The 24,844-nt window shown below is 50.7% G+C and carries 25 protein-coding genes and 1 pseudogene; 10 read left to right on the forward strand and 16 right to left on the reverse strand.

The features are described 5' to 3' along the window. Nucleotides 1-78: 78 nt before the first annotated feature. From osmB to fabI, 7 genes are all read right to left on the reverse strand, one after another. Complete coding sequence (gene osmB, locus OGY37_RS18125; protein WP_003020583.1) at nucleotides 79-297, reverse strand: osmotically-inducible lipoprotein OsmB; 219 nt, start codon at nucleotides 295-297, stop codon at nucleotides 79-81. Nucleotides 298-565: 268 nt separating this feature from the next. After that, nucleotides 566-1,318, reverse strand: coding sequence for a DNA-binding transcriptional regulator YciT (gene yciT / locus OGY37_RS18130; RefSeq protein ID WP_003020580.1), 753 nt, complete (start codon nucleotides 1,316-1,318; stop codon nucleotides 566-568). Nucleotides 1,319-1,413: 95 nt separating this feature from the next. After that, nucleotides 1,414-1,596 (reverse strand): YciZ family protein, encoded by a 183-nt coding sequence (locus OGY37_RS18135; protein ID WP_286621458.1) that lies wholly within the window; start codon nucleotides 1,594-1,596, stop codon nucleotides 1,414-1,416. A gap of 182 nt (nucleotides 1,597-1,778) precedes the next feature. After that, nucleotides 1,779-3,770 (reverse strand): cyclic di-GMP phosphodiesterase, encoded by a 1,992-nt coding sequence (pdeR, locus tag OGY37_RS18140; protein WP_063940813.1) that lies wholly within the window; start codon nucleotides 3,768-3,770, stop codon nucleotides 1,779-1,781. A gap of 265 nt (nucleotides 3,771-4,035) precedes the next feature. Next, nucleotides 4,036-5,970 carry an exoribonuclease II gene (locus OGY37_RS18145; RefSeq protein WP_286621460.1) on the reverse strand — a complete coding sequence of 645 codons (1,935 nt, stop codon included), beginning with the start codon at nucleotides 5,968-5,970 and terminating at the stop codon, nucleotides 4,036-4,038. A gap of 89 nt (nucleotides 5,971-6,059) precedes the next feature. Then, nucleotides 6,060-7,205 (reverse strand): CMD domain-containing protein, encoded by a 1,146-nt coding sequence (locus OGY37_RS18150; protein WP_149384854.1) that lies wholly within the window; start codon nucleotides 7,203-7,205, stop codon nucleotides 6,060-6,062. A 213-nt stretch (nucleotides 7,206-7,418) separates the two neighbouring features. Further along, nucleotides 7,419-8,207, reverse strand: coding sequence for an enoyl-ACP reductase FabI (gene fabI / locus OGY37_RS18155; protein WP_020996373.1), 789 nt, complete (start codon nucleotides 8,205-8,207; stop codon nucleotides 7,419-7,421). 442 nt (nucleotides 8,208-8,649) lie between these two features. On the opposite strand from fabI, the gene OGY37_RS18160 reads away from it, so the two are divergent. Next, nucleotides 8,650-9,342 (forward strand): EAL domain-containing protein, encoded by a 693-nt coding sequence (locus OGY37_RS18160; RefSeq protein WP_148361916.1) that lies wholly within the window; start codon nucleotides 8,650-8,652, stop codon nucleotides 9,340-9,342. A gap of 38 nt (nucleotides 9,343-9,380) precedes the next feature. Here the strand turns inward: OGY37_RS18160 and sapF are convergent, their stop codons facing one another. The 5 genes from sapF to sapA are packed head-to-tail and all read right to left on the reverse strand — an operon-like array spanning nucleotide 9,381 to nucleotide 14,663. After that, the gene (gene sapF, locus OGY37_RS18165) at nucleotides 9,381-10,187 is read right to left on the reverse strand and encodes a peptide ABC transporter ATP-binding protein SapF (RefSeq protein WP_003020558.1); all 807 of its coding nucleotides are present in this window, start codon (nucleotides 10,185-10,187) and stop codon (nucleotides 9,381-9,383) included. Between the two features lies 1 nt (nucleotide 10,188). Then, a complete protein-coding gene (gene sapD / locus OGY37_RS18170) occupies nucleotides 10,189-11,181 on the reverse strand; it encodes a peptide ABC transporter ATP-binding protein SapD (RefSeq protein WP_003020556.1) in 993 nt (330 codons plus the stop codon). Then, entirely contained in the window at nucleotides 11,181-12,071 is an 891-nt protein-coding gene (sapC, locus tag OGY37_RS18175; RefSeq protein ID WP_003833291.1) for a peptide ABC transporter permease SapC, read from the reverse strand. Before sapC ends, sapD begins: the two co-directional genes overlap by 1 nt. After that, a complete protein-coding gene (gene sapB, locus OGY37_RS18180) occupies nucleotides 12,058-13,023 on the reverse strand; it encodes a peptide ABC transporter permease SapB (RefSeq protein ID WP_003020545.1) in 966 nt (321 codons plus the stop codon). The genes sapC and sapB overlap by 14 nt, the downstream gene beginning before the upstream one ends. After that, nucleotides 13,020-14,663, reverse strand: coding sequence for an ABC transporter substrate-binding protein SapA (sapA, locus tag OGY37_RS18185; protein WP_003833288.1), 1,644 nt, complete (start codon nucleotides 14,661-14,663; stop codon nucleotides 13,020-13,022). Before sapA ends, sapB begins: the two co-directional genes overlap by 4 nt. Before the next feature lie 534 nt (nucleotides 14,664-15,197). Here sapA and OGY37_RS18190 point away from each other — a divergent pair. Beyond that, nucleotides 15,198-15,650 carry an SgcJ/EcaC family oxidoreductase gene (locus OGY37_RS18190; protein ID WP_003833285.1) on the forward strand — a complete coding sequence of 151 codons (453 nt, stop codon included), beginning with the start codon at nucleotides 15,198-15,200 and terminating at the stop codon, nucleotides 15,648-15,650. Nucleotides 15,651-15,691: 41 nt separating this feature from the next. On the opposite strand, the gene OGY37_RS18195 is transcribed toward OGY37_RS18190, so the two are convergent. Both OGY37_RS18195 and pspF read right to left on the reverse strand, forming a co-directional pair. Beyond that, nucleotides 15,692-16,336, reverse strand: coding sequence for a quinolone resistance pentapeptide repeat protein QnrB9 (locus OGY37_RS18195; RefSeq protein ID WP_004201260.1), 645 nt, complete (start codon nucleotides 16,334-16,336; stop codon nucleotides 15,692-15,694). Between the two features lie 94 nt (nucleotides 16,337-16,430). Then, nucleotides 16,431-17,420: a phage shock protein operon transcriptional activator gene (gene pspF / locus OGY37_RS18200; RefSeq protein ID WP_161495982.1), complete on the reverse strand. Its 990-nt coding sequence runs from the start codon at nucleotides 17,418-17,420 to the stop codon at nucleotides 16,431-16,433. 155 nt (nucleotides 17,421-17,575) lie between these two features. On the opposite strand from pspF, the gene pspA reads away from it, so the two are divergent. Genes pspA through pspD form a run of 4 tightly spaced genes read left to right on the forward strand, consistent with a single transcriptional unit; the run spans nucleotide 17,576 to nucleotide 19,121 of the window. Continuing rightward, a complete protein-coding gene (pspA, locus tag OGY37_RS18205) occupies nucleotides 17,576-18,244 on the forward strand; it encodes a phage shock protein PspA (protein WP_003020532.1) in 669 nt (222 codons plus the stop codon). Nucleotides 18,245-18,298: 54 nt separating this feature from the next. After that, nucleotides 18,299-18,523 (forward strand): envelope stress response membrane protein PspB, encoded by a 225-nt coding sequence (gene pspB, locus OGY37_RS18210; RefSeq protein WP_079937363.1) that lies wholly within the window; start codon nucleotides 18,299-18,301, stop codon nucleotides 18,521-18,523. Then, the gene (gene pspC, locus OGY37_RS18215; protein ID WP_003020497.1) at nucleotides 18,523-18,882 is read left to right on the forward strand and encodes an envelope stress response membrane protein PspC; all 360 of its coding nucleotides are present in this window, start codon (nucleotides 18,523-18,525) and stop codon (nucleotides 18,880-18,882) included. Before pspB ends, pspC begins: the two co-directional genes overlap by 1 nt. Before the next feature lie 8 nt (nucleotides 18,883-18,890). Then, complete coding sequence (gene pspD, locus OGY37_RS18220; protein WP_286621464.1) at nucleotides 18,891-19,121, forward strand: phage shock protein PspD; 231 nt, start codon at nucleotides 18,891-18,893, stop codon at nucleotides 19,119-19,121. A gap of 165 nt (nucleotides 19,122-19,286) precedes the next feature. On the opposite strand, the pseudogene OGY37_RS18225 reads toward pspD, so the two are convergent. Beyond that, nucleotides 19,287-19,412: pseudogene (locus OGY37_RS18225) on the reverse strand (LacI family DNA-binding transcriptional regulator); the annotation flags it as partial. A gap of 155 nt (nucleotides 19,413-19,567) precedes the next feature. Here OGY37_RS18225 and pspE point away from each other — a divergent pair. The 4 genes from pspE to tyrR all read left to right on the forward strand — a co-directional run bounded on the left by pspE (nucleotide 19,568) and on the right by tyrR (nucleotide 24,175). After that, nucleotides 19,568-19,885, forward strand: coding sequence for a thiosulfate sulfurtransferase PspE (pspE, locus tag OGY37_RS18230; RefSeq protein ID WP_004201265.1), 318 nt, complete (start codon nucleotides 19,568-19,570; stop codon nucleotides 19,883-19,885). Between the two features lie 142 nt (nucleotides 19,886-20,027). Further along, nucleotides 20,028-21,425 (forward strand): YcjX family GTP-binding protein, encoded by a 1,398-nt coding sequence (locus OGY37_RS18235; protein WP_003833262.1) that lies wholly within the window; start codon nucleotides 20,028-20,030, stop codon nucleotides 21,423-21,425. Next, nucleotides 21,422-22,483: a YcjF family protein gene (locus OGY37_RS18240; RefSeq protein ID WP_032943592.1), complete on the forward strand. Its 1,062-nt coding sequence runs from the start codon at nucleotides 21,422-21,424 to the stop codon at nucleotides 22,481-22,483. The genes OGY37_RS18235 and OGY37_RS18240 overlap by 4 nt, the downstream gene beginning before the upstream one ends. Nucleotides 22,484-22,630: 147 nt before the next feature. Next, on the forward strand, nucleotides 22,631-24,175 hold the full coding sequence (gene tyrR / locus OGY37_RS18245) for a transcriptional regulator TyrR (RefSeq protein WP_003833259.1): 1,545 nt from the start codon (nucleotides 22,631-22,633) through the stop codon (nucleotides 24,173-24,175). Nucleotides 24,176-24,228: 53 nt separating this feature from the next. Here the strand turns inward: tyrR and tpx are convergent, their stop codons facing one another. Next, nucleotides 24,229-24,735, reverse strand: coding sequence for a thiol peroxidase (gene tpx, locus OGY37_RS18250; protein WP_003020437.1), 507 nt, complete (start codon nucleotides 24,733-24,735; stop codon nucleotides 24,229-24,231). Nucleotides 24,736-24,844: the final 109 nt, after the last annotated feature.

Here is a 24,844-nt window from a genome sequence, read left to right on the forward strand (position 1 = left end):
GGAATTTTTCCGTGGCTTTTTAATAATACAGACCTGAAAAAGTAAACGTATTATTATATCGAGCCGTTTAACCGTAAATTATTTACCCACCTGGTGGCCAATAATACCACCTACTGCAGCACCACCCAGCGTTCCCAGCGTGCTGCCGTCAGTCAGGACTGCACCACCGATTGCACCAGCACCAGCACCAATTGCGGTGTTACGGTCACGTTTGGACCAGTTAGAGCAGGCACTCAGCGACATTGCCAGAGTAATCGCCAAAATGGCAGCGGTCATTTTTTTGCTCGTTACTAACATAATACTTTCTCCTGAATTATTGATTCACGGAATCCAGTGTTCTTTAAGAATAGCGCTAAATTTAGGCTAACGAAGATATTTCCGTGAAACCGTTTAGCGAAGGCATGACAAACACTATCCTGAGATTGGAGGTTCGTTCCTGTTATATCGCTAACATTAATTTTACGACTTAATCCTGTTAACGACAGGTAAAAAGTCTTAATTGGACTGTCAGATAACTCTCAGAGAGGAGATGATTTGCCGACTGACAAATCATCTGCTGAAGATTTTATGCGTGCGCATCAATGATATTGACGGTTAAACCCGAGTGCTCGAGCTGCATTTGTACGCTGGCGCTGAGTCTGGAATCCGTGACTACGCGGCTGAATCGCTCTAATGGACCCAGCGTGTAAGGGTGAATGGCTTCGAATTTTGAGCTGTCAGTAAGCACAATAACTTCTGCACCTTTTTCCAGCACCGCGTTAACCACATCAGAACGCATCATGTCGCGTCCGGTGAAGCCGGTGTCAGCCTGCCAGCCATCAATGCCGATAAAGGCCTTGCTGAAGTGTACCTGCTGGATAAACTGGCGAGTTAAGGGCCCCACCATGCTTTCGCTTTTTTTCTGATAGATGCCGCCAAGGAGAATCACTTCGCAGGGGGTTTCTTTCAGCAGATGGGCTATATAGCTGCTGACGGTAATGATGGTGACATCTTTTTGCTCCGCCAGCGTTCTGGCCAAGAGCGCATTGCTGCTGCCGTTTTCAATGAATACGGACTCGCCTGGGCTTACCAGCGATGCGGCGAATTCGGCCAGCTCACGCTTCAGCGTAAAATTAGTCATCATGCGCGTTTCCACATCATCGCTGTTCAATGAAACAGCAAAACCGTGCGCACGGCGTAAATAACTCTGTTTTTCCAGTGTGTTCAGATCCTGTCGAATCGTCACTTCTGAGACGCCGGTGATTTTTGCCAGTTCGGCAACGCTCATCTGACCTTTATCAGTCACCATCTGCAAAATAGATTGTTGTCGGGAATTCATAATATTAATTTTATTGCGATATCGTATCGGAAATTAAACGGAAACTGCCTCATATGCAGTTTGCTGATAGCAGCGACATTAAAGGGTTAATGTCATCAGATCTCCCAGGGAGCCTTGTGCTTTTTGGGCAAAGACTCGGCATCTTCTTTGGCCGTGTCTAGCAGCTCAGTCTTCAGAATTTCGAGATTGTGGATGGCTGAGTGGTAATCACCTGCAACGAGGATATCCAGCACGGTATCAATGCGTTCGGCCAGACGCTGAGCGTCGATATCAGACATGGTTATCATCCTAATGGCAATAGAGTTTGAATTTCATGATGCAGAATTTCATGGCAAAAGAGAAGGGAAAAATAGTATTAACTTCAATGATAGAAGAATATTATATATTCTGTGATTACATGCAGATAGGATCGTTAGGTAATGTCCATTTATGGCTATTTTCAACGTTTGATCCCACTGCATTAGCGTGTTTTTTTATTCAGGTGCCGTCGATACCAACGTTCAAATGCAACTGCTGGCATTGGTTTGGCAAACAAAAAACCCTGACGCTCGTTGACACCATTTTTGGTTAAAAACGCATCCTCTTTCGCGCTTTCAACACCTTCGGCGATGACCTGCAGATTGAGTGCCTGTGCGACCGCAACAATGGCACGTACCAGCGACTGCGAAATAGGTTGTTTGTGTACATCCCTGACAAAGGTTTGATCCAGTTTAATTGCATCAAGCGGGAAGCGGGCCAGTTGAGACAGTGACGAATATCCGGTACCAAAATCATCCAAATGGATTTGCGCTCCCAACTGGCTAAACTGCTGAATGACGGACAGTGCCAACTGTTCATTTTCAATCAAACTGCTTTCCGTTAACTCGACATCAATGGGGCAATATTCAAAGTCGAGTTCATGAAGCACCTGTTTGAGATCGGTAAATAGCGTCTGATCGGCGAGTTGGCGGGCAGAAACGTTTACCGCCACGCGCAGATTGATTCCCTTGGCGCGCCATTTTGCAACCTGACGCACAACGTCCAGAATAACCCAGCGCCCCAGCGGAACAATAAGCCCTGATTCTTCGGCGTAGGAGATAAATTCCAGTGGTGGAATGAGGCCGCGTTCCGGAGACTGCCAGCGTACCAGCGCCTCCAGGCTGCGCACTTCGCCTCGCCAGGTTATCTTTGGCTGATAATGGATAACCAGTTGATCGTTTTCCAGCGCCTTGCGCAGGTTAGTATCCAGCCACAGGTATTCAAAAACCCGCTGATTCATTTCCGGAGAGAAAACACAAAACTGTCCGCGGCCGCCTTCTTTCGCGGTGTACATGGCCGTATCGGCGTTACGAATGACGCTTTCGCAGTCCTGACCATGCTGTGGAGCGAGGGAAATACCAATAGAGCAGCCTGTATAGACTTCAATCAGGCCAATGCGAAAGGGTTGACGCAGGCGTGTCAGAATGCGCGATGCGGTAGCCTCCAGTGTGCTCTGGGATGTTTCGGTGGCAAGGACGATAAATTCATCACCGCCAAACCGAGCCAATAGCTGGTTGTCGTCAAGACAACTGAGGATTGCAAGCGACACACTCTGTAATAGCTGATCGCCAAACATATGCCCGTAGGCATCGTTCACCTTTTTGAAGTTATCAAGATCGAGATATACAATCCCAACCTGAGTATCACCTGCGTTCTCAATCGCGTCGCTTATCAGCTCATGAATGGCGTTACGGTTCGGTAATCCGGTGATGGAGTCGGTATTAGCCAACATCCGCAGGCGTTCCTGCGCGCGGCGTTCTTCAGTGATATCGGTGCCGGAACAGATCAGAAATATTTCGTTCTTGCCGCTACCGTTATGTACAAACTTATTGCGAAAAAGAAACAGGCGCTGACCTTTGCAGGTCTTCACCCAACGTTCGACCTCATATGAGTTGCCTTCGCGAAAAAAGACCTCGATGTTACGTCTGGAGGCTGCGGCTTCACGTCGACTCATAAACAGTGTGAATACGCTTTGGCCAATGACTTCACGTTCTCTGAGTCCGGTGTACTCTTCGCACAAACGGTTAAAACGCTGAATGTTGCCCATTCGGTCAAGAATGACAATAACGGAATTGGCTTCTGAAACCACCTGTTCGGCAAAAGAGAGACCTTGAGCCAGGTCGCGTGCGACGGAAGGGGTGTCATCCCAGGCTGATGCGCTACCGGCCCATTCGCGCTTATTGATTTTCCGCCCGACCAAATGTACCGGAATATCGTCATCTTCAATGGGTAACGTCATCAACAGGCTTGACGTAATTACCGTCATCTCGCGAATGCGGTCGGCCTGTTCGGGTGATAATTCGATGGTCTGCTCAGCTTCTGCTGTTTCATCAATAGAGAAATGCAGGATGTTGCAATCCTCTGACAAACGCCAGTAGGGGTTATGAGTGCCCACATAGCTATACAACGTAACCAGCTCCCGGACGTCTTTCATGATGTGTACTATCCCGTTTAAAGCGCATAAAGCCTCAAAAGTAAGGGTAGCCATGATTCATTCAGGGTGATTATGGCTGAACGTATTGTTTTATTTATATATTTATATGTAATCCAGAATCCATAAAAAGCAAAGCCAGCGGAACTGAAAAATAGTAAAAAAAAATTTTGACTGGATGAGAGAAGTGTAGTGTGTGGTTGAAATTTGGTCGGTAAAAAAAGAAAACGACCTTTCAAAAAAGAGAAAGGTCGTTGGATTTGTCAGTTTACGCTGCTGGACGCGCGATAACGCTACGGGTTTCCATGCGAACTTCGGCGATAGTTACGTCAATCACATCAGTGACTTTGTAAACCACTTCACCTTTGATTTGTACGGTACCACTTTCCTGGCTGCAGACCAGTTCGTCACGCACGGCGTGCAGGAAGGGGGCACGAATAAAGGCAACAGCGCCATTATCAACCAAACGTACGCGCATGCCGCCGCGGCTGACGTCGATGATCTCGGCCGCAAAGCGGGTGTCGGTTCCGGCTTTATCACTCAGGAAACGGGCGTATAGCCAGTCACCCACATCACGCTCAGCCATCCGGTTCAGGCGACGACGTTCTGCCATCTGCACGGTGGTATCATCCTGAGGTCGGGCGACGGTTTCGCCTTTGATGACGGCCTTAAGCAGACGGTGGTTGATCATATCGCCATACTTACGGATTGGGGAAGTCCAGGTGGCATATGCCTCCAGACCCAACCCAAAGTGTGGACCTGGCTCAATACTAATTTCAGCGTAAGACTGGAAGCGGCGAATTCGGCTGTCGAGGAAACCGGATGGCTGTGCATCCAGTTCGCGGCGCAGTTTGCAGAAACCTTCCAGTGTCAGTACTTCTTCGGCATCGACGTGCATACCGTGGGTTTTCAGCAGCGCGGCCAGAGCGTCGGCGTTGGCCGGGTCGAATCCCATATGGACGTTATAAATACCGAAGCCCAGCTTGTCGCGAAGCACACGGGCGGCGCAAATATTTGCCGCAATCATGGATTCTTCCACGATACGGTTTGCGATGCGGCGTGGCTCAGCGACGATGTCCAGTACTTCACCTTTTTCACCGAGAACGAAACGGTAATCCGGGCGATCTTTAAAGACCAGCGCGTGGTTATGACGCCACTCTCCTCGGCTCAGGCAAATACGATGCAGCAGACGGATTTGTTCCGCAATCGCGTCGTTTTCTGGTTGCCACTCGCCTGTACCTTCCAGCCAGTCGGAAACATTGTCATAGGCCAGCTTCGCTTTAGACTCGATGGTTGCGGCGAAGAAGGTGATGTTGTCTTCAATCGTGCCATCGGCAGTAATGCTCATACGACAAGCTAAAACCGGGCGCACTTCGTTCGCGCGCAGAGAGCAGAGATCGTCAGACAATTCACGTGGTAACATCGGGATATTGAACCCCGGTAAATAATTGGTGAACGCGCGAATTTTTGCCGTTTTATCCAGCTTGCTGCCTTCTGCAATCCAGGCTGTTGGGTCGGCAATGGCGACGGTTAATTGTAGTGTGCCGTCAGCTTGTTCTTCAGCATACAGCGCATCGTCCATATCTTCGGTGCTGGCGCTGTCGATGGTGACGAAATTGAGGGCGGTTAAATCTTCACGAACCAGGCCTTCGTCCAGCATTTCGGTTGCTACACCGTCTGGGGCTTCTTTTTCCAGATTATGGCGTGCCAGTGTGACCCACCACGGGACAAAGTGGTCATCAGCAAAAGTGATAAATTGGGTTAACTCGGCGTAGAAGGTGCGATCGCCTTTCAGCGGATGGCGGCGCATTTCTGCAACAGCCCAGTCGCCTTCTTTAAATTCATGTTCAACGCCGCGGGCTGCACGACAAGGAATAGCATCTTTCAGTAACGGATGATCCGGCACAATGGACAGACGGTCATTTTTGCCCTGAACTTTACCCACGAAGCGCGTCAGGAAGGGTTCGATCAGTTCTTCCGGCTCAGCAGACTCACGATCTTTTTCTGTATGGATAACCGCAACAATACGGTCGCCATGCATCACTTTTTTCATCTGCGGCGGTGGAATGAAATAGCTTTTTTGTGCATCGACTTCCAGGAAGCCAAAGCCTTTTTCCGTGGCTTTTACCACCCCTTCAGCACGTGGCGTCTGGGAATGTAGTTGCTGTTTAAGCTGCGCTAGCAGCGGGTTGTCCTGAAGCATAATTGTCTATTTTCGTGGCTAAAAGAGCGGCTGACAGTTTTACGCGATTCTGCCAGTGGCAGCAAGCGCTCTTTCAGTAAGTGGATCGGTTAATCAGTGTCGCCCAGCGCGATTTTCAAGCGATTCAACCATCCGCACAATCCACTCCAGGCTAGCAGGTTAATGGCCTGCTCTGAAGAGATTCCCTGATCGAACAAAGGCGTTAACAGTGCGGTGCTAAAGCGGTCGGGCGCCCGGGTCAGCCATTGTACCGCCTGTAGGGTAACGCGCTCAACCGGATGTCGTTGTTCCCAACGTTGTAATTCACGTTCATCCTGACGAAGAACGGTAATGGCCTCGGTTAATTCATGAGCTGAATACGCATGTTCATTAAAACAGGAAACGCTGCCATTAATCCGTGAAGTCGTCAGCGTCGCCAATGAAAATGCCTGTACCGGTATCCCGCTACGTTGCGTGCTGGAAATGAGCGACCCGAGTAAATCCAAAATGACGGGGGAATGTATCAGCAATGGCAGTAACGCTTGCAGTTCCTCGGGATAACGTCTGTCTATCGACTCATCATGATTAAGATGTTTTTCTATTGGGAATGGCGCAGCGTGCCAGGTTGTGTTTGTTGCATTAAATGGCGCAGCGTGAGCGAATTGTTGTATATCGAGACCCGGAATTCGGCGCACCGGATGTCCACACCAGGCCTGAAACAGGGCCACGGCCCGCGCCTGAAAACCGACGAATCCGATAATTTGATTCATCAGAATGCTATCGCTGGTGGTTAGCCCGACAGCATCCAGATGCTGGCGATCGCGCGCGCCTATCACGGCAGGAGAGCTGGCAAGTTGACGAGCATATTGGGTGATTTGCGCCAGTCGATGGTTACTTTCCCGCGAGGAGTCCGGCCCAGGAAGCGGTGTTAGACGCGCGGCATAGTGATTACATAATCGCTGGACGCCATATACCTGAGCGACGGTTAACGCCGTACTCATCCGTTCATAGGCGCTGAATGTGTGCATCTGACTCTGGTTTACGTGGGTCGGGAAGAGAATCTGGGCAAGTTTACGGGCAGGGATTAACCAGGATTGAAAAGGTAAAAGGGCGTCATCAGATATCGCCAGATCCAGTAAAAAGCAGTCGTCGACATGAGCGGCTTCCGGCACCAGCGGCAGAACATCTTGTGGATACATGCTGGATTGCGTCTCATGATACCAGTGGCTTTTGCCTTCAATTCGGCGTTGTTCCATGGGCGGTCCTTGGTCTAAAAAGTGGCGACCCGGACACGTCGTCATACCACTCGCCGGATCGTTTGCGCTGCAATATCCTGACGTAAGCAGAAGAGGGGATGAAAGATTGTTACGTGATAATAAATATCAGAAAAGCATATATGGGACAGGGTCGAGGGGAATTAAAAACGAGCATCATGGGCGACAGCGGGCCGCCCAGAGAACAGTGGAAGATTATTTCAGTTCTAGTTCATTCATTGCAGCGATGCTGAAACCACCGTCAACGTGTACGACTTCACCAGAGATACCGGCAGAAAGATCGGAACACAGGAATGCCGCAGAGTTGCCCACATCTTCAATGGTAACAGTGCGGCGAATCGGCGTAACAGCTTCGCAATGGGCCAGCATTTTACGGAAATCTTTGATACCGGAAGCGGCGAGGGTGCGGATTGGACCTGCGGAAATTGCGTTTACGCGTACGCCTTCAGGCCCCATTGCGTTAGCCATATAACGGACGTTTGCTTCCAATGAGGCTTTCGCCAGGCCCATCACGTTATAGTTAGGGATTGCACGCTCTGCGCCCAGATAGGACAACGTCAGTAGCGCAGAGCCAGGGTTTAGCATGGAACGACATGCTTTTGCCATCGCAACAAAGCTATAAGCGCTAATGTCATGCGCAATTTTAAATCCTTCGCGGGTAACTGCGTTCACATAATCGCCATCCAGTTGGTCAGCAGGTGCGAAGCCGATGGAATGTACGAAACCGTCGAATTTCGGCCAGGCTTTGCTCAGTTCAGCAAACATGGCGTCAATGCTGGCATCTTCAGCCACATCACACTGCAAAACAATGTTGGAGCCTAATTGCGCTGCAAATTCTTCCACACGACCTTTCAGCTTGTCGTTCTGGTAGGTGAACGCCAGTTCGGCACCTTCGCGATGCATCGCCTGAGCGATTCCCCATGCGATAGACAATTTACTGGCAAGGCCTGTCACCAGAATGCGCTTACCTGATAAAAAACCCATGGCTTTAATCCTTTTGGCTAACACTTATCTTATATCAATCAATGAGTTATGATTGACGCATTAAACACACTCGAAATTGGCCTGAAATTATATCCCACGCTTTTTCCCTGGAGAATGGTTATCCGCCTCACGTGACCTGTCACGTCATTACATGTGAGGAGTATATCATCCCCCTCCGCTTGTGCTTCGTTCAGGCATCTAACGTCGGTGAATCAGAGAAAATACGAGGTTTCAAAGGCATTGAAATGGTATTATTTCATTGCTAGCTGATGTTAATAAACATAGCAAGGTAGGAACTTTCTTAAAACAATAAATGTGACAATATTCAGCTTGTTATGATATATTGTTTTTATCGATCAATATCGAATCATTGATCGATATTATTGATTGATTGTGATTAGAAGTGCATTATCAGGATGTTATGATCAATTGGAGTGGTCTTATGCACTATCATTTCATCGCGGAACCGATGAGAGACACAACAGATAAATTACTGGGTGTGGAGATTAACGCCCGGTTTACTTCAGATACGGTTCACCCGTTGCATCCAGATTTCATCATTTCAGCGTGGGATAGCGAACAAAAGCGTAATTTCATGCTCGAGCAAATTCGATTAATTGCCGAAAAGCGTGACTGGTTTGAGCACAACAGCCTTATTTGCACCCTGAACCTCATTGACGAAATGGCACTGCTGGCGATTGGTGATCCAGCCATCAAGTCGGCCTTACATGCTCTACCATTTATTGCACTGGAACTTTCAGAACGTTTTCTGTCGAATACCATGTGCCTGAATAATCTGCTGATTAATTCACTTCGCGACGGCCCAAACGCATTGTGGTTGGGCGATCTTGGCTCCGGCAGCGTAGGGGCCAGTCCGCTGGTTTGCGGTCATTTTGACGTTGTGAAACTGGATCGCGGTTTCTTCCTGGAACAGGTAGAAAAACCGATGTTCCCGGTGCTGATCAAAAATATCAGGGAATATTGCGACCGTGTTGTGGTGAAGGGAGTAGAAACAGTACGACTTATCGACGAGGCCAGTACCGCAGGTGTCTGGGCAATGCAAGGTGGTGCCCTTTACCCGTCAGTCGTGTTTACCGAGGTTGATACGCTGCTCTTACCCACATTGTGTCACTGATGGCAGAATGCCCCCCGGTTGAGGAGGGCAGCCGTTTGTTAACGATCTTTTCGCCAGGCATCAGCGGTAAGCGCTTCGCCGAAATGACCTGCAATCAGGCGGCGGGTAAGCTCATGAAGAGGGGACGCCAGAACATCCGCTGTACTGCCGCGTTCTACCACTTCGCCCTGATGCATGACTAATACCTGATCGCTGATGTGCTTCATCATGCCAATATGTTGGGTCACATAGATATACGAAATCCCCTGTTTTTCCTGCAATTCCAGCATCAGATTGATGAGCTGCGAACGCATCGACATGTCCAGAGAGGCCAGGGCTTCGTCGGCGATAATGACTTTGGGGCGTAAAATGAGCGCGCGGGCAAGGCCCAGACGCTGTTTTTGCCCTGGGGCCAACATATGTGGGTAATAGCTTACGTGATCGGGCAGCAATCCGACCATGCGCATGGTCTCCACGATCTGTTTACGACGCTGCTCAGGCTCGAGGTCGGTATTCAGACGTAGCGGAAAATCGAGGATCTGCGAGATACGTTGCCGAGGATTAAGCGATGTTGACGGATCCTGGAAAATCATACGGATCCGCTGACTACGAAATGAATAATCGCCATATTTTAACGGATGATCGTCAATCAGCAGCTCACCGCTGGTGGGTTCAATCATACCCGCCAACATTTTTGCCAGCGTAGATTTCCCCGAGCCGTTTTCACCAATGACGGCGAGCGTCTGACGTTCGCGCAGGGTGAAACTCAGGGGCTTAACGGCCTCAACGGTCTGGCGGCGAAATAAACCTGTCCGGTAGCGAAAGGTTTTGCTCAGATTACGAACTTCGAGCAGGGTTTCTACCATCTCACTCTCTCTCCATGTTCAGCGGGAAATGACAGGCGTAGAGATGATTCTTTGCTCCGGTCAGTCTTGGGGTTTCAATACATTCGCGTTGTGCATAAGGGCAGCGTGGCCCCAGACGACAGCCGATGGGTAATTGTTCCAGCAATGGAATAGCTCCTGGCATGGTATTCAGGCGGCTTTTGTGCGGCATTGCGCTACCAAAATCAGGAATAGCGCGAATCAACGCTTGAGTATAAGGATGATGTGGAATGGTGACCAAATCTTTACTTGGCGCGGTTTCGACCGTTTGTCCGCAGTACATCACGTTGATTTTGTCAGCCCACTGGCTGAGCATTTGCAGGTCATGGCTTATCAACAAAATGGTGGTATTGCTGTTTTGATTCAGACGGGTTAGCAGACGGAAAATTTGCGCCTGGGTGGTTGGCTCCATCGCGTTCGTTGGTTCATCGGCAATCAGCAAACGCGGCTGATTCGCTAATGCGATAGCGATCATGACCTTCTGGCATTCGCCATCGGTCAGCTCATATGGAAAGCTGCGCATGGCGTCTTTATGGTCTTTTATCCCGACGCGGTGCAAGAGTTCAATCGCACGGCGTTTGCGCCAACCGATGCGCTGCCACCAGCGACCTTTGTAGGTCCATGCCGGAATATTTTGCATCAGTTGACGTCCGATACGCTCGGACGGATCGAGACATGACTGCGGCTCCTGAAAGATCATGGAGACGTTATGACCGACCAGTTTGCGTCGTTCACGCGCCGAAAGGCGTAGCAGATCGATATCATCAAAACGCATACGGTCTGCGGTTACGCGCCAGTTATCTTTAGCGACACCGCAAATGGCCTTAGCGATCAGACTCTTGCCGGAGCCAGATTCGCCGACGAGCCCGCGGATTTCACCCTCATTCAATGTCATGCTGACACGATCAACAGCCTTTACCCAGTCGTCACCGGTCCTGAATTCAATGGTTAGGTTGCGGATATCCAGTAATGGCATTACTCCACCCCCGCAATAATTGCGCGGCGTACGCCGTCACCCAGTAGGTTAACCAGCAACACGCTTATCATAATTGCCGCGCCTGGCAGCATCACCGTCCAAGGTGCGACATAAATCAGCTCCAGCGCGTCGCCGAGCATGGCTCCCCATTCCGGGGACGGCAGCTGTGCGCCAAGGTCGAGAAAACCCAGCGCGGCGATATCCAGAATCGCCATCGACAGTGCGCGGGTGATTTCAGTAATAAGGCCAGCGGTGATATTGGGCAGAACGGCGAACCACAGAATATTCAGTGTGGTTGCACCGTCCAGGCGAGCGGCAATGACGTACTCTTTCTCCAGCTCGTCATGCACCATGCTGTAAACGGAGCGCACCATGCGCGGCAGCAGCGCCAGCCAGACGGCAAACATGGCGTGTGTCAGATGCGGCCCGGCAAAGGCCACCACAATAATCGCCAGCAGCAGAGAAGGGATCGACAGTAGGGTGTCCAGAATGTGGTTCAGCACCGCAGAGCGCAATCCGTGCGTCGCACCGGCAACTACGCCCAATACCAGGCCACACAGCGTGGCGGCAAGAGTAACGACAAACGCGCCGCCAACGGTCGGGGCCGCGCCGCTGAGCAGACGACTTAAAACGTCACGTCCCAGATCGTCAGTCCCGAGGAAGAATGAGACTTCGCCATAGCGCGACCATGACGGCGGTAAAAGCTGATAGCCGAGAAATTGCTGATCGATGCCGTAAGGGGCAAACCAACCACCAAAAATACACAGAATAGCCAGTCCCGCACAGCCGTACAGGCCGATCATCGCAGTCGCATCACCATAGAAATTGCGCCATGCGGTGCGCAACGTACCCGGCGGGCGTTTTTCGCTATAGACGCTATCGTAAGGCATACCATTCCTTATGTTTCAGAGGGTTAGCCATAGCACCCAAAATATCAGAGATGACGTTAACGATGATAACCAGGGAACCAATCACCATCACGCCCGCTGAAATCGCCGCGTAATCCTGCTGGCGAATCGCGTTAATCAGCCAACGGCCAAGACCTGGCCAGCTAAAGACCATCTCGGTGATCATCGCCAGCGTCAACATGGTGGAAAACTGTAAGCCCAGACGCGGGATCACCGGCGGAAGGGCGTTGTGCAGGACGTGACGACGCAGAATCGTTAATCGTGACAAACCGCGTGTGGCCGCCGCTTTGACGTAGTTCTGGTCAAAGACCTCAATGGTGCTGATACGCATCAGGCGGATGACTTCGGTGGTGGGCGCAACGGAGAGCGTCAGCACCGGGAGCACCATATGACGGATAGCGCTGACCAGCATTTCATCGCGCCAGGGCGAGTCGGAGATCCACGCATCAATAATGGCAAAACCGGTAACAGGTTTCACCTCGTAGAGAAGATCAAAACGCCCGGAAACGGGTAACCAGCCGAGGGTCAGTGAGAAGAGCAATGTTAGCAGCAGCGCCAGCCAAAAAACGGGGATAGAAAACCCCATCAGAGCCAATGCGCTGATGCAACGGTCCTGCCATTTGTTCCGCGTGATACCGGCCAGCATACCAACGGGGATCCCAACCATTAGTGCAAAACCAAAGGCAAGAATGCACAGTTCCATTGTGGCCGGGAACACCTCTTTCAGCTGCTCTGAGATCAACTGACCGTTAATACTGGATACGCCGAAATCCCAGTGGATGAGACCATTGAACCAGAATACCCAGGCGTTCCACAGCGATGCACCCTGCAACGGCGCATGAGGCGTGAAGTAGCTCAGGCTGAAGCCAATAAAGGTCAGGAAGAACAGGGTTACCAGTAGCAATAAAAATCGACGCAAGGTGAAGATAATCATGGTTTTTTCACCTCATCTTTCTTTTCCCTGGACACGCCGGCAAAAGAGGCATTACCGAATGGACTGAGCACCAATCCTTTGATGTCGTAGCGATAAGCCTGTAGACGCAGTGAAGAGGCCAACGGCAGAATAGGTAACTCTTGTGCAAGAATATTTTGCGCTTCGTCATAGGCATCTATTCGCGATGAAAGCTGCTGCGAAGAGAGGGCCTTGCGCAGAATGCTGTCAAACTGCGGATTACACCAGTGGGCAAAGTTGGTCTGCGAATTGATGGCGGCACAGCTGAGCAACGGCCGGAAAAAACTGTCAGGATCGTTACTGTCCGTCGCCCAGCCGGATAACGTCAGATCATGGTTCATATCCATTAATCTCGCCTCCTGAAAACGACCTTCTACAGGGATGATCTTCACTTTCACACCCACCTGAGCCATATCTGCCTGAATCAACTCGGCGGTTTTCAGCGGACTGGGGTTCCAGGCCTGAGAGCTGGTAGGGACCCAAAGTTGTAATGTCAGATTCTCCAGCCCCAGCGCTTTTAGCTGCTCGCGCGATTTTGCCGGGTTGTATTCTGTAATTTTAGCTTCGTTATCATAAGCCCACGAGGCGCGAGGCAAAATAGATGCCGCGGTTTCTGCCGTCCCGTAGTAGATAGACTGCATTAAGCGCTGGTTGTTAATGGCCAGCGCCAGCGCATGCCGCACGGCAGGGTTATTCAACGGCGGTTTATTGGTGTTGAACGCCAGATAGGCAATGTTCATCCCCGGGCGCAGCGTCAGGCGCAGGCGAGGGTCATCACGCAATATGCTGAGCTGGCTGGCGGCAGGCCAGGCCAGGACGTCGCACTCGCCAGTGAGTAATTTCGATAAGCGTCCGGTTCCACCAGAGCCGAGATCCACTACGACCTGCGGCATCAGGGGGGTACCACGCCAGAATTTTTCATGTCGCTGCAACCGAATATATTGGCCGGCACGATTCTCCGAAAGCTGGTACGGGCCTGTGCCGACGGGTTGTCTGTCGAGCAACTCCTGGCGATCCTGTTTTGCCAGATTAGCGGCATATTCGGCCGACATTACCGAGGCATAGTGTGTGGCAAGGTGCCACATAAAGGAGGCATCCGGTTGCGTTAAGCGGAATTCAACGGTGTTGTTGTCCAGTTTGCGCACGCTTTGGACGTTATCGGCAAACTGCAGGCTGTCGAAGTAGGGGAAACTGCTACCGTTCACATTGTGCCACGGATGGTGGCGATCAAAGATGCGCTCGAAGGTAAACACCACATCGTCCGCATTTAGTTTGCGGGTGGGGGTGAACCAGGCAGTCTTCTGAAACTGAACGTCACGACGCAGATGGAAACGGTAGGTTGCGCCGTTATCCAGCACTTCCCAGCTTTCAGCCAGCTCAGGTACCAGCCGATAGGTGTAGGGATCTACATCAAGCAGTCGGTCATACAATTGGGCCGCTAACGTGTCGACGATGAGACCGCTGCTTGTTTTTTGTGGGTTGAACGTATTGACCTGCCCGCTGACGCAATAGACAAACCCACTGTCACGGATATCAGCGTGCGGAGCTTGCTCAGGCGCAGCAGCAGCCTGACCACTCAGAAATCCAGCCATCACGATCAGAGATGATAAAACCAGGCGCATAATTTTAATGGATTATATAAAGAGGCTATCTTACTAATACTTAATGACATTTGCCATTACCGTTTGTTTTTGGGAGTAACAGGCTCGATAAGCGCGAGTTCAACACCGCGACATGGTCAAAATTCATACCTGCTATCTACTTTGAATCTACTCTGTTAACTATCTTAGCATTTTCATGGCCCATCTGACTTGCTATAAACGTGGGGGCGTTCCTGTCGTTGTTTACTGATTGATATCAGTGTGTACTCGGAAGATGGAGTATGGCATCGATAACGAAGTGTGGAGCGAGCATTTAGAGTGTCACTATCAATGCTGAACTATAATCATTCAGGAAGTAGTACACGTTATGTGAGTTGTAATAGCTAAAGTATCTATAATTATTTCAATATGTTAATTCCATTTTTTCTTCATGGCATCTTAATCTTCTCACCCATTTATGGTGATGATTTCCATTGGTTATTAAATGCATTTTGGCTTTGATCCTGGTTATGAACGGTTTTCTGTTGCCATATAACCTCTAATGGAATGAATTGTATGAATAAATTACTGAGCCTTGTTGTTTCACTTGCCCTATTGCCTGGAGCCGTTTTTGCTGCGTCGACTCCAGACTGTGTGAAGGTGAATAAAGCGCAAATCGAAGCGCTATTTGATAAGTGGAACGAGTCATTGAAAACAGGTAACGCGCAGACGGTATCTGAAAATTATCTTAGCGATGCGGTATTGCTGCCTACTGTATCCAATAAAGCGCGTTTAACGGACGCTGAGCGTGTTGATTATTTCGAGCATTTTCTTGCGAAAAAGCCGACCGGGAAAATTGACATGCGTACCATTCGCCTGGGGTGTAATAAGGCGATAGACACCGGTACCTACACATTTACCTTCGCGGACAAATCAACGGTTTCAGCCCGCTACACATTCACTTATGCATGGGACGGTAAAGAGTGGAAAATTTCCACACACCACTCTTCAGCGATGCCTGAGGGGTAAAAAGCAGTGCAGGGGGCGGAATATTCACCGCTCCCTGAAGACTAGCCAATAATCGCGATGCCAAGACGTTCCATGAGCAACGATGCCTGGTAGTTGTCCAACTTAACGCCTTGTAAATCAACGCCCCGAATATCTAAGTCACCCAACTCCGAATTGGTCAGATCGCAATGTGTGAAGTTTGCTGCTCGCCAGTCGAAAGTCGAAAACTCGCCGCCGGAGAGATCTGAACCACTGAACGTCGCGCCCAGTACCTGGGCACCCATCCAACGGTTTTCCCACAGCTCACACTTTTCCAGCACGACTTTCGAAAAATTGGCGTAGCTTAGATTTGTGTTAGTGATATATGCGCTGCAAAACCAGGTGCGTGTAGTGATCATATTCATAAAGCTTGCGCCGCGGAAATCTGCGCCTTGTGCGCGGCAGTGGCGAATTTCAATGCCCAGCGCACTGGCATTGCGAAAATCCGCCATGGATAAATCACAGCTTTTAAAAATGGCATCTTTCAGCATTGCACGACTAAAATTGCACCCTTTCTGGCTTTCACGATCATAGAACTGACAGCCGATAAATTCAGTACCACTTAGGTCGGCACCTGAAAAATCACAGTTAAAAAATGTACTATTTTCAATTTTCTCACCGGTGAAACGGTTTCTGTCAATTTTTTCGCCAACGAGTGCCAGAGCCATATTTGTACCTGTTTTTTTGTACAGTAATGGCGTCATGGTAAACCCTGATGAGGTTATGCGTCAAATCCGCCAATATGACATCTGCAAATGTGCTTTAAATCTGGTGTTTTTTCAGCAAAGCGCGAAGCTGATGGTAAGTCAGACCCAGTAATTCAGCGGCTTTTTTCTGGTTAAATTTTGCCTGCTGTAAGCTGGTTTGTAGAAAGTCTTTCTCTTGCTGCTGCTGGAATTCACGCAGATCCAGCGGTAACCCTACAGACATCGGTTTAGTTTCCGGCGCCTGCGGCTGCGTAGTGTGGCGGCGGAAGGGGTCAATGATTATCTCATCCAGCGGGTAATCACTGGTTCCATGCCGGTAAACGGATCGCTCCACGACGTTTTTCAGTTCACGAATATTGCCCGGCCAACGGTAGTGGAGAAGCGTTTCTCTGGCCTCGGCACTAAAACCCGGAAACAGAGGTAACCCGATCTCGCGGCACATCTGAATGGCAAAATGTTCGGCCATTAACATAATGTCACTTTGACGCTCGCGTAACGGTGGGAGTTGCACCACGTCAAAGGCCAGGCGATCCAGCAGGTCCGCGCGGAAAGTGCCTTCGCTAACCATGCGAGGTAAGTCGGCATTGGTTGCACAAACAAGTCGTACGTTAACCTGTAATGGTTGGCTACCACCTACGCGCTCAAGCTCGCCATATTCGATAACGCGCAGCAATTTTTCCTGTACCAACATCGGGGCAGTTGCCAGTTCATCGAGAAACAGCGTACCGCCGTCGGCGCGTTCGAAACGTCCCGGATGGCGTTTTTGCGCGCCGGTAAAGGCGCCCGCTTCGTGACCAAACAGTTCGGAATCAAGCAAATTTTCGTTTAGCGCCGCGCAGTTAAGCGAAATAAACGGGCCTTGCCAGCGGGTGGAGAGGTAGTGCAGGCGGTTGGCAATAAGTTCTTTCCCGGTCCCGCGCTCACCTATAACCAGTACAGGTTTATCCAGCGGTGCCAGATGAGAAACCTGCTCCAGCACTTCAATAAAGCTGTTCGCTTCACCCAGAAGATTATCTTTGTATCCAGCCATGATGAAATTCACCATTTGTTAGTGTTATTCACCAATTTACGCTAATTAGCCTGGCAGGTAAAATTATATAATTACAATAAAATCAATTACATAAAAAGTTGGCACGCCAAGTGCATAATGAAAACAGCAGGGCATAGCCCGATATCAGAACAGTAAGTGAGGATTACATTATGGGTATTTTTTCTCGTTTTGCCGACATCGTGAACGCCAACATTAATGCGTTGCTGGAAAAGGCTGAAGATCCGCAGAAACTGGTGCGGTTGATGATCCAGGAAATGGAAGACACGCTGGTTGAGGTACGTTCTAACTCAGCGCGTGCGCTGGCAGAAAAGAAACAATTATCTCGCCGTATCGAACAGGCCAGTGCCCAACAGGCAGAGTGGCAAGAAAAAGCAGAACTTGCGCTGCGTAAAGAGAAAGAAGATTTGGCGCGTTCTGCGTTAATTGAAAAGCAGAAACTGACCGATTTAATTGCCTCTCTGGAGCATGAGGTGACGCTGGTTGACGATACGCTGGCGCGTATGAAAAAAGAGATCGGTGAGTTGGAAAATAAACTCAGTGAAACCCGTGCTCGTCAGCAGGCGTTGATGCTGCGTCATCAGGCAGCGAGTTCTTCGCGTGATGTTCGTCGTCAACTGGACAGCGGTAAACTCGATGAAGCGATGGCGCGCTTTGAATCTTTCGAGCGTCGTATCGATCAGATGGAAGCCGAGGCTGAAAGCCATAACTTCGGTAAACAGAAGTCTCTGGATCAGCAATTTGCTGACCTGAAAGCAGATGATGAAATCAGCGAGCAGCTGGCGCAACTTAAAGCCAAAATGCAGCAAGACAAGCAATAATAACATCTGGCGGCGCCCGAACGCGCCGCCGCTCATCACCTGTAAGGAGTACTCATGAGCGCGCTATTTCTGGCCATCCCGTTAACCATCTTTGTGTTGTTCGTTTTACCGATTTGGCTCTGGCTGCATTACAGCAACCGTTCCAGTCGCGGCGAACTGTCGCAAAGTGAACAGCAACGTCTGGTCGAACTCAATAATGACGCACAGCGGATGCGCGAGCGCATTCAGGCGCTGGAAGACATCCTTGATGCAGAACACCCAAACTGGAGGGACCGCTAATGGGAGGCGTTAACCTGAACAAAAAACTGTGGCGTATTCCGCAGCAGGGCATGGTGAAGGGGGTTTGCGCAGGTATTGCGCATTATCTCGATGTGCCTGTGAAGCTGGTACGGATCCTGGTGGTGTTGTCAGTCTTTTTTGGCCTGGCCTTTTTTACCTTCGTCGCTTACATCGTGCTGACGTTTGTGTTGGATCCGATGCCGGATAATGTGGTTTCCGGCGAGCAGCAGCCATCAAGCGGTGAGCTGTTGGATGCCGTCGATCGCGAGCTGGCGGCTAGTGAAAAGCGTTTACGTGAAATGGAGCGTTATGTGACGTCCGATACTTTTTCCTTACGTAGTCGCTTCCGTCAATTGTGAGGACAGAAATGAACAATTGCTGGCAACGTGCCGGGCAAAGGGTTAAGCCGGGCTTTAAAATAGCAGGTAAGCTGGTGCTTCTGACCGCGCTGCGCTACGGCCCGGCGGGTGTAGCAGGGTGGGCGGTGAAGTCCGTCGCCCGACGCCCGCTAAAAATGCTGCTGGCGTTGGTTCTGGAACCGGTGTTGAGTCGGGCTGCGGCAAAATTGTCGAAACGTTATTCAGGTAATCAACCCTGATATTTGAATCAGCAAAAGCAAGCAACAATTAATCAACATTCCCTCAGTTAATTTGCGGCAGCTCACAAATATAATTTTGGGGCTGTCAAAATTCTTTTGGGTCGTTACCACGGGTATTGAAGGTGAACTAAAAAATCTATTTCGCAGGGCATTACTACCCAGGTTTTATATCAGGAAGTCGGTCAGCAATATTTGTGTTCCTATAGTGATATTCTGTAATCCTTTCTCACCTGCCATCAGATTAAATAATAAATTACAGCTTTGCTCACCTAATTGTTGGGTAGGAACATCAAATGCGGGTAGAAAAATCAACAGGCTAACTGCAGCATGGGTAACCTGAGGAACAATCGTCCGCGCCTGCAGACGGTGATAATGCGGTCGCAATATTTTCTTAAGAACTGGCGTATAGTGTAGAGGTAAATCCAACTATCAGTCAGGAAGATATTATGTTGAAAAAAGGTGTATTAGCGTTGGCTCTGGTCATCGGCATGCCGGTTTATGCTGCGGAACATTGGATCGATGTTCGCATTCCTGAACAGTATCAACAGCAGCATATTCAGGGGGCCGTCAATATTCCGTTAAAAGAGATGAAGGCACGTATTGCAGCTGAAGTTCCTGATAAGAACGACACTGTGAAGCTGTACTGCAACTCCGGGCGTCAATCGGGACAAGCGAAGGATATGTTGACTGAAATGGGCTATACGCAGGTGACGAATGAAGGTGGCATCAACCAGATCTCGCTTCCTAAAGTAGAGAATAAATAATCCGTACGCAGTTCTTCTGCTCCTGGCGGTAAGAATAATGCCGCCAGGAACTGCCCAGGTAGTTGATAAGTAAGAATTGACCCCTATCTTTACTTCCTGTTTGTTATAATTTCTTCGGTTCCTTCAGCAAAACGGGATGGCGATGAAGCGACTTAAAAATGAACTCAATTCGCTGGTTAATCGCGGCGTAGACCGGCATTTACGCCTGGCTGTCACCGGACTTAGCCGCAGCGGTAAGACGGCGTTTATCACCGCGATGGTAAATCAGTTACTCAATATTCATGCCGGTGCACGTCTGCCGTTGCTCAGCTGCGTGCGCGAAGAGCGTTTGCTCGGCGTGAAACGGGTTCCTCAACGCGATTTTGGCATTCCGCGCTTTACCTATGATGAGGGACTGGCTCAGCTGTACGGCTCTCCGCCGACCTGGCCGACCCCTACGCGCGGCGTGAGTGAAATACGTCTGGCGCTACGCTATAAATCCAATGACTCTTTACTGCGCCACTTTAAAGACACCTCCACGCTGTACCTGGAGATCGTCGATTATCCGGGGGAGTGGCTGCTCGATTTACCGATGCTTGCCCAGGATTATCTGAGCTGGTCGCGGCAAATGACCGGATTATTGCAGGGGCAGCGGGGCGAATGGTCGGCAAAATGGCGGCAGTTATGCCAGGGGCTGGATCCGTTGGCGCCTGCTGATGAAAACCGTCTGGCGGAAATTGCTGCCGCCTGGACGGAGTATCTGCATCAGTGTAAACAGCAGGGCCTACATTTTATTCAACCGGGCCGTTTTGTCCTGCCCGGGGATATGGCGGGCGCGCCTGCGCTGCAATTCTTCCCGTGGCCGGATGTCGATGCCTGGGGGGAATCAAAGCTGGCGCAGGCTGACAAACACACCAACGCGGGCATGTTGCGCGAAAGATTCAATTATTACTGCGAAAAGGTCGTCAAAGGGTTTTATAAGAATCACTTCCTGCGCTTTGATCGCCAGATTGTGCTGGTCGATTGCCTGCAGCCGCTCAACAGCGGGCCACAGGCGTTCAACGACATGCGCCTGGCGCTTACTCAGTTGATGCAAAGCTTCCATTACGGGCAGCGTACGCTGTTTCGTCGGCTATTTTCTCCAGTGATCGACAAGCTGCTGTTTGCCGCCACCAAAGCCGACCACGTCACGGTGGATCAGCACGCCAATATGGTGTCGTTATTGCAGCAGCTGATCCAGGACGCATGGCAAAACGCTGCGTTCGAAGGTATCAGCATGGATTGTCTGGGGCTGGCATCTGTGCAGGCAACCACCAGCGGCTTGATCGATGTGAAAGGTGAAAAGATCCCGGCGTTGCGTGGTAATCGTCTGAGCGATGGCGAACCGCTGACAGTCTATCCGGGGGAAGTGCCCGCGCGTTTACCTGGGCAGGCATTTTGGGACAGCCAGGGCTTTCAGTTTGAGGCGTTTCGCCCGCAGGTTATGGATGTCGATAAACCCTTACCACATATCCGCCTCGATGCCGCGCTGGAGTTTTTAATAGGAGATAAATTGCGATGAGCGAGCCGTTAAAACCGCGTATCGATTTCTCAGGTCCGCTGGACGTGGAACAAAACACGGCGTTTAAAGCACAACAAATGTTCAACGAAACGGAGGCGCAGACTTTTTCTCCGGCGAAAGTGGATGAACCCCTGGAAGACGAAGGTCAGGCGGAGGCCGTCATTGATGCGGCCTTACGCCCCAAACGCAGTCTGTGGCGCAAGATGGTGATGGGCGGGCTGGCGCTGTTTGGCGTGAGCGTTGTTGCTCAGGGTGTGCAGTGGACCATGAACGCCTGGCAGACTCAGGACTGGGTCGCGCTGGGAGGATGTGCCGCAGGCGCATTGATTATCGGTGCAGGTGTCGGATCGGTGGCGACCGAGTGGCGCAGATTGTGGCGATTGCGTCAGCGCGCGCACGAACGTGATGAAGCGCGAGACTTGCTCCACAGCCATGGCACCGGAAAAGGTCGTGCATTTTGTGAAAAACTGGCGCAGCAGGCGGGTATCGATCAGTCGCATCCAGCATTGCAGCGTTGGTATGCCTCAATTCATGAAACGCAGAACGATCGCGAGGTGGTCAGTCTGTATGCCCATCTTGTGCAGCCGGTACTGGATGCGCAAGCCCGGCGTGAGATTAGCCGTTCTGCGGCAGAGTCCACGCTGATGATTGCCGTCAGCCCATTGGCGCTGGTGGATATGGCGTTTATCGCCTGGCGAAATCTACGGCTGATTAATCGCATTGCATCGCTGTATGGCATTGAACTTGGTTATTACAGCCGTCTGCGTCTGTTCCGCCTGGTGCTGCTGAATATCGCTTTTGCCGGGGCCAGTGAGTTGGTGCGGGAAGTAGGGATGGACTGGATGTCGCAGGATTTAGCCGCCCGCTTATCAACGCGTGCCGCACAGGGCATTGGCGCGGGGTTGTTAACGGCGCGTCTGGGCATTAAAGCTATGGAACTTTGCCGACCGCTGCCGTGGATCGATGATGATAAGCCACGACTGGGCGATTTTCGCCGTCAACTGATTGGTCAGGTGAAAGAGACCTTACAAAAAAACAAATCTCCGCGCGAAAGTTAGCTAAAAAACAGGCGCCGATCGTATAACTTTACGCCCCGGCGCCCAATTTTCCAGCGCGCTGTCAATATTTGTTGACAGAGTTCTTCCTGCGAACCAAATACTGTCTTATCATTTACTACATAATCCCTTGTCCTGATGAAGGTTCCTATGCGTTTGGAAGTCTTTTGTGAAGACCGTCTTGGTCTGACCCGCGAATTGCTCGATTTACTGGTGCTGAGAAGCATTGATTTACGCGGCATCGAAATTGACCCCATCGGGCGGATTTACCTTAATTTTGCGGAGCTGGAGTTCACCAACTTCAGCAGCCTGATGGCTGAAATTCGCCGTATTTCAGGGGTTACGGATGTGCGTACCGTGCCATGGATGCCTTCCGAACGTGAACATCTGGCACTAAGTGCGCTGCTTGAAGCGTTGCCAGAGCCGGTTCTTTCTCTTGATATGAAAAGCAAAGTTGAGATGGCGAACCCTGCGAGCTGTCAACTTTTTGCGCACACCCAGGAGCGGATGCGCAACCATACCGCAGCCCAGTTAATCAATGGGTTTAACTTCCAGCGCTGGCTGGAAAGCAATCCGCAGGATTCCCATAGCGAACATGTCGTGATTAACGGGCAGAATTTCCTGATGGAAATTACGCCCGTCCATTTGCAGGGCGAAAATCAGGAGCAGATGTTGACCGGCGCGGTGGTGATGTTGCGCTCCACCATCCGAATGGGACGTCAGCTGCAAAATATGACAACGCAGGATCTCAGTGCGTTTAGCCAGATTATTGCCGTCAGCACCAAAATGAAACACGTCGTAGAACAAGCGCGCAAGCTGGCGACGCTGAGCGCGCCGCTACTGATTACTGGTAATACCGGCACCGGCAAAGATCTCTTTGCTCATGCCTGCCATCTGGCAAGCCCGCGTGCGTCGAAACCGTATCTGGCGCTGAACTGTGCGTCAATCCCTGAAGATGCGGTTGAAAGCGAGCTGTTTGGCCATGCGCCGGAAGGTAAAAAAGGGTTCTTTGAGCAGGCGAATGGCGGTTCGGTTCTGTTAGATGAAATTGGCGAAATGTCGCCGCGTATGCAGACCAAATTGCTGCGTTTTCTCAATGACGGTACGTTCCGTCGCGTGGGAGAAGATCACGAAGTTCATGTTGATGTCCGTGTGATTTGCGCCACGCAAAAGAACCTTGTGGAGCTGGTGCAGAAAGGACTTTTCCGTGAAGACCTCTATTATCGTCTGAATGTACTGACGTTAAACCTGCCGCCGCTGCGCGATTGCCCACAAGATATTATGCCGCTCACCGAACTGTTCGTGGCGCGTTTTGCCGATGAGCAGGGCGTGCCGCGTCCGAAGCTGTCCGCCGATCTCAGCACGGTGTTAACCCGTTACGGTTGGCCGGGCAACGTGCGTCAGCTTAAAAATGCTATCTACCGGGCGCTGACCCAGCTTGAAGGCTATGAACTGCGGCCACAGGATATTTTGCTGCCGGATTATGATGCGGCAACGGTTGCGGTCGGAGAAGAGGTAATGGAAGGGTCGCTGGATGAAATTACCAGCCGCTTTGAACGCTCCGTGCTGACGCAGCTGTATATGAATTATCCCAGCACGCGCAAGCTGGCCAAGCGCCTCGGCGTTTCGCATACCGCGATTGCCAATAAATTGCGCGAGTACGGCCTGAGCCAACAGAAAAAAAGCGAAGAGTAATGCCGTAAATGAAAATGCCTCCATGTGGAGGCATTTTTGTATGCAAACGCAGCTTACGCTTTCAGTACGTCCAGCGCCGCTGTGTAGTCTGGTTCGTTGGTGATTTCATTGACCAGTTGGCTGAAGACGACGTTGTCATTTTCATCGATAACAACTACGGCACGTGCGGCCAGACCTTTCAGCGGGCCTTCAGCGATTTCAACACCGTAGTTTTTCAGGAATTCTGCGTTGCGCAGGGTGGACAGCGTGATAACGTTGCTCAGACCTTCCGCGCCGCAAAAACGAGAGTGGGCGAATGGCAGGTCGGCCGAAATACACAGTACGACGGTATTGTCGATTTCTGTCGCCAGTTGGTTAAACTTACGTACCGATGCCGCGCAAACGCCAGTATCGATGCTTGGGAAAATATTCAGCACTTTGCGCTTGCCTGCAAACTGGCCCAGCGTAACGTCAGACAGGTCTTTAGCCACAAGGGTAAAAGCCTGAGCTTTGCTTCCAGCCTGAGGAATGGAGCCGGCAACTGCAACCGGGTTGCCCTGGAAATGAACGGTTTGTGACATGGTTATCTTCCTGTTTACATATAGTTAACGTCGAGGCTAGTTTATGCCATCAACAGTTAACACGGCAAACGCTATTTGCGGATATCCGCTTCAGGGACTGCATTAAGGA

It is taken from the genome of Citrobacter sp. Cpo030, from assembly GCF_030333005.1.
Lineage (GTDB): Bacteria > Pseudomonadota > Gammaproteobacteria > Enterobacterales > Enterobacteriaceae > Citrobacter > Citrobacter portucalensis.

Coding starts and splice junctions, on each gene's coding strand:
- osmB (WP_003020583.1), bottom strand. CDS start 297: ATGTTAGTAACGAGCAAAAAAATGACCGCTGCCATTTTGGCGATTACT.
- yciT (WP_003020580.1), bottom strand. CDS start 1,318: ATGAATTCCCGACAACAATCTATTTTGCAGATGGTGACTGATAAAGGT.
- OGY37_RS18135 (WP_286621458.1), bottom strand. CDS start 1,596: ATGTCTGATATCGACGCTCAGCGTCTGGCCGAACGCATTGATACCGTG.
- pdeR (WP_063940813.1), bottom strand. CDS start 3,770: ATGAAAGACGTCCGGGAGCTGGTTACGTTGTATAGCTATGTGGGCACT.
- OGY37_RS18145 (WP_286621460.1), bottom strand. CDS start 5,970: ATGCTTCAGGACAACCCGCTGCTAGCGCAGCTTAAACAGCAACTACAT.
- OGY37_RS18150 (WP_149384854.1), bottom strand. CDS start 7,205: ATGGAACAACGCCGAATTGAAGGCAAAAGCCACTGGTATCATGAGACG.
- fabI (WP_020996373.1), bottom strand. CDS start 8,207: ATGGGTTTTTTATCAGGTAAGCGCATTCTGGTGACAGGCCTTGCCAGT.
- OGY37_RS18160 (WP_148361916.1), top strand. CDS start 8,650: ATGCACTATCATTTCATCGCGGAACCGATGAGAGACACAACAGATAAA.
- sapF (WP_003020558.1), bottom strand. CDS start 10,187: ATGGTAGAAACCCTGCTCGAAGTTCGTAATCTGAGCAAAACCTTTCGC.
- sapD (WP_003020556.1), bottom strand. CDS start 11,181: ATGCCATTACTGGATATCCGCAACCTAACCATTGAATTCAGGACCGGT.
- sapC (WP_003833291.1), bottom strand. CDS start 12,071: ATGCCTTACGATAGCGTCTATAGCGAAAAACGCCCGCCGGGTACGTTG.
- sapB (WP_003020545.1), bottom strand. CDS start 13,023: ATGATTATCTTCACCTTGCGTCGATTTTTATTGCTACTGGTAACCCTG.
- sapA (WP_003833288.1), bottom strand. CDS start 14,663: ATGCGCCTGGTTTTATCATCTCTGATCGTGATGGCTGGATTTCTGAGT.
- OGY37_RS18190 (WP_003833285.1), top strand. CDS start 15,198: ATGAATAAATTACTGAGCCTTGTTGTTTCACTTGCCCTATTGCCTGGA.
- OGY37_RS18195 (WP_004201260.1), bottom strand. CDS start 16,336: ATGGCTCTGGCACTCGTTGGCGAAAAAATTGACAGAAACCGTTTCACC.
- pspF (WP_161495982.1), bottom strand. CDS start 17,420: ATGGTGAATTTCATCATGGCTGGATACAAAGATAATCTTCTGGGTGAA.
- pspA (WP_003020532.1), top strand. CDS start 17,576: ATGGGTATTTTTTCTCGTTTTGCCGACATCGTGAACGCCAACATTAAT.
- pspB (WP_079937363.1), top strand. CDS start 18,299: ATGAGCGCGCTATTTCTGGCCATCCCGTTAACCATCTTTGTGTTGTTC.
- pspC (WP_003020497.1), top strand. CDS start 18,523: ATGGGAGGCGTTAACCTGAACAAAAAACTGTGGCGTATTCCGCAGCAG.
- pspD (WP_286621464.1), top strand. CDS start 18,891: ATGAACAATTGCTGGCAACGTGCCGGGCAAAGGGTTAAGCCGGGCTTT.
- pspE (WP_004201265.1), top strand. CDS start 19,568: ATGTTGAAAAAAGGTGTATTAGCGTTGGCTCTGGTCATCGGCATGCCG.
- OGY37_RS18235 (WP_003833262.1), top strand. CDS start 20,028: ATGAAGCGACTTAAAAATGAACTCAATTCGCTGGTTAATCGCGGCGTA.
- OGY37_RS18240 (WP_032943592.1), top strand. CDS start 21,422: ATGAGCGAGCCGTTAAAACCGCGTATCGATTTCTCAGGTCCGCTGGAC.
- tyrR (WP_003833259.1), top strand. CDS start 22,631: ATGCGTTTGGAAGTCTTTTGTGAAGACCGTCTTGGTCTGACCCGCGAA.
- tpx (WP_003020437.1), bottom strand. CDS start 24,735: ATGTCACAAACCGTTCATTTCCAGGGCAACCCGGTTGCAGTTGCCGGC.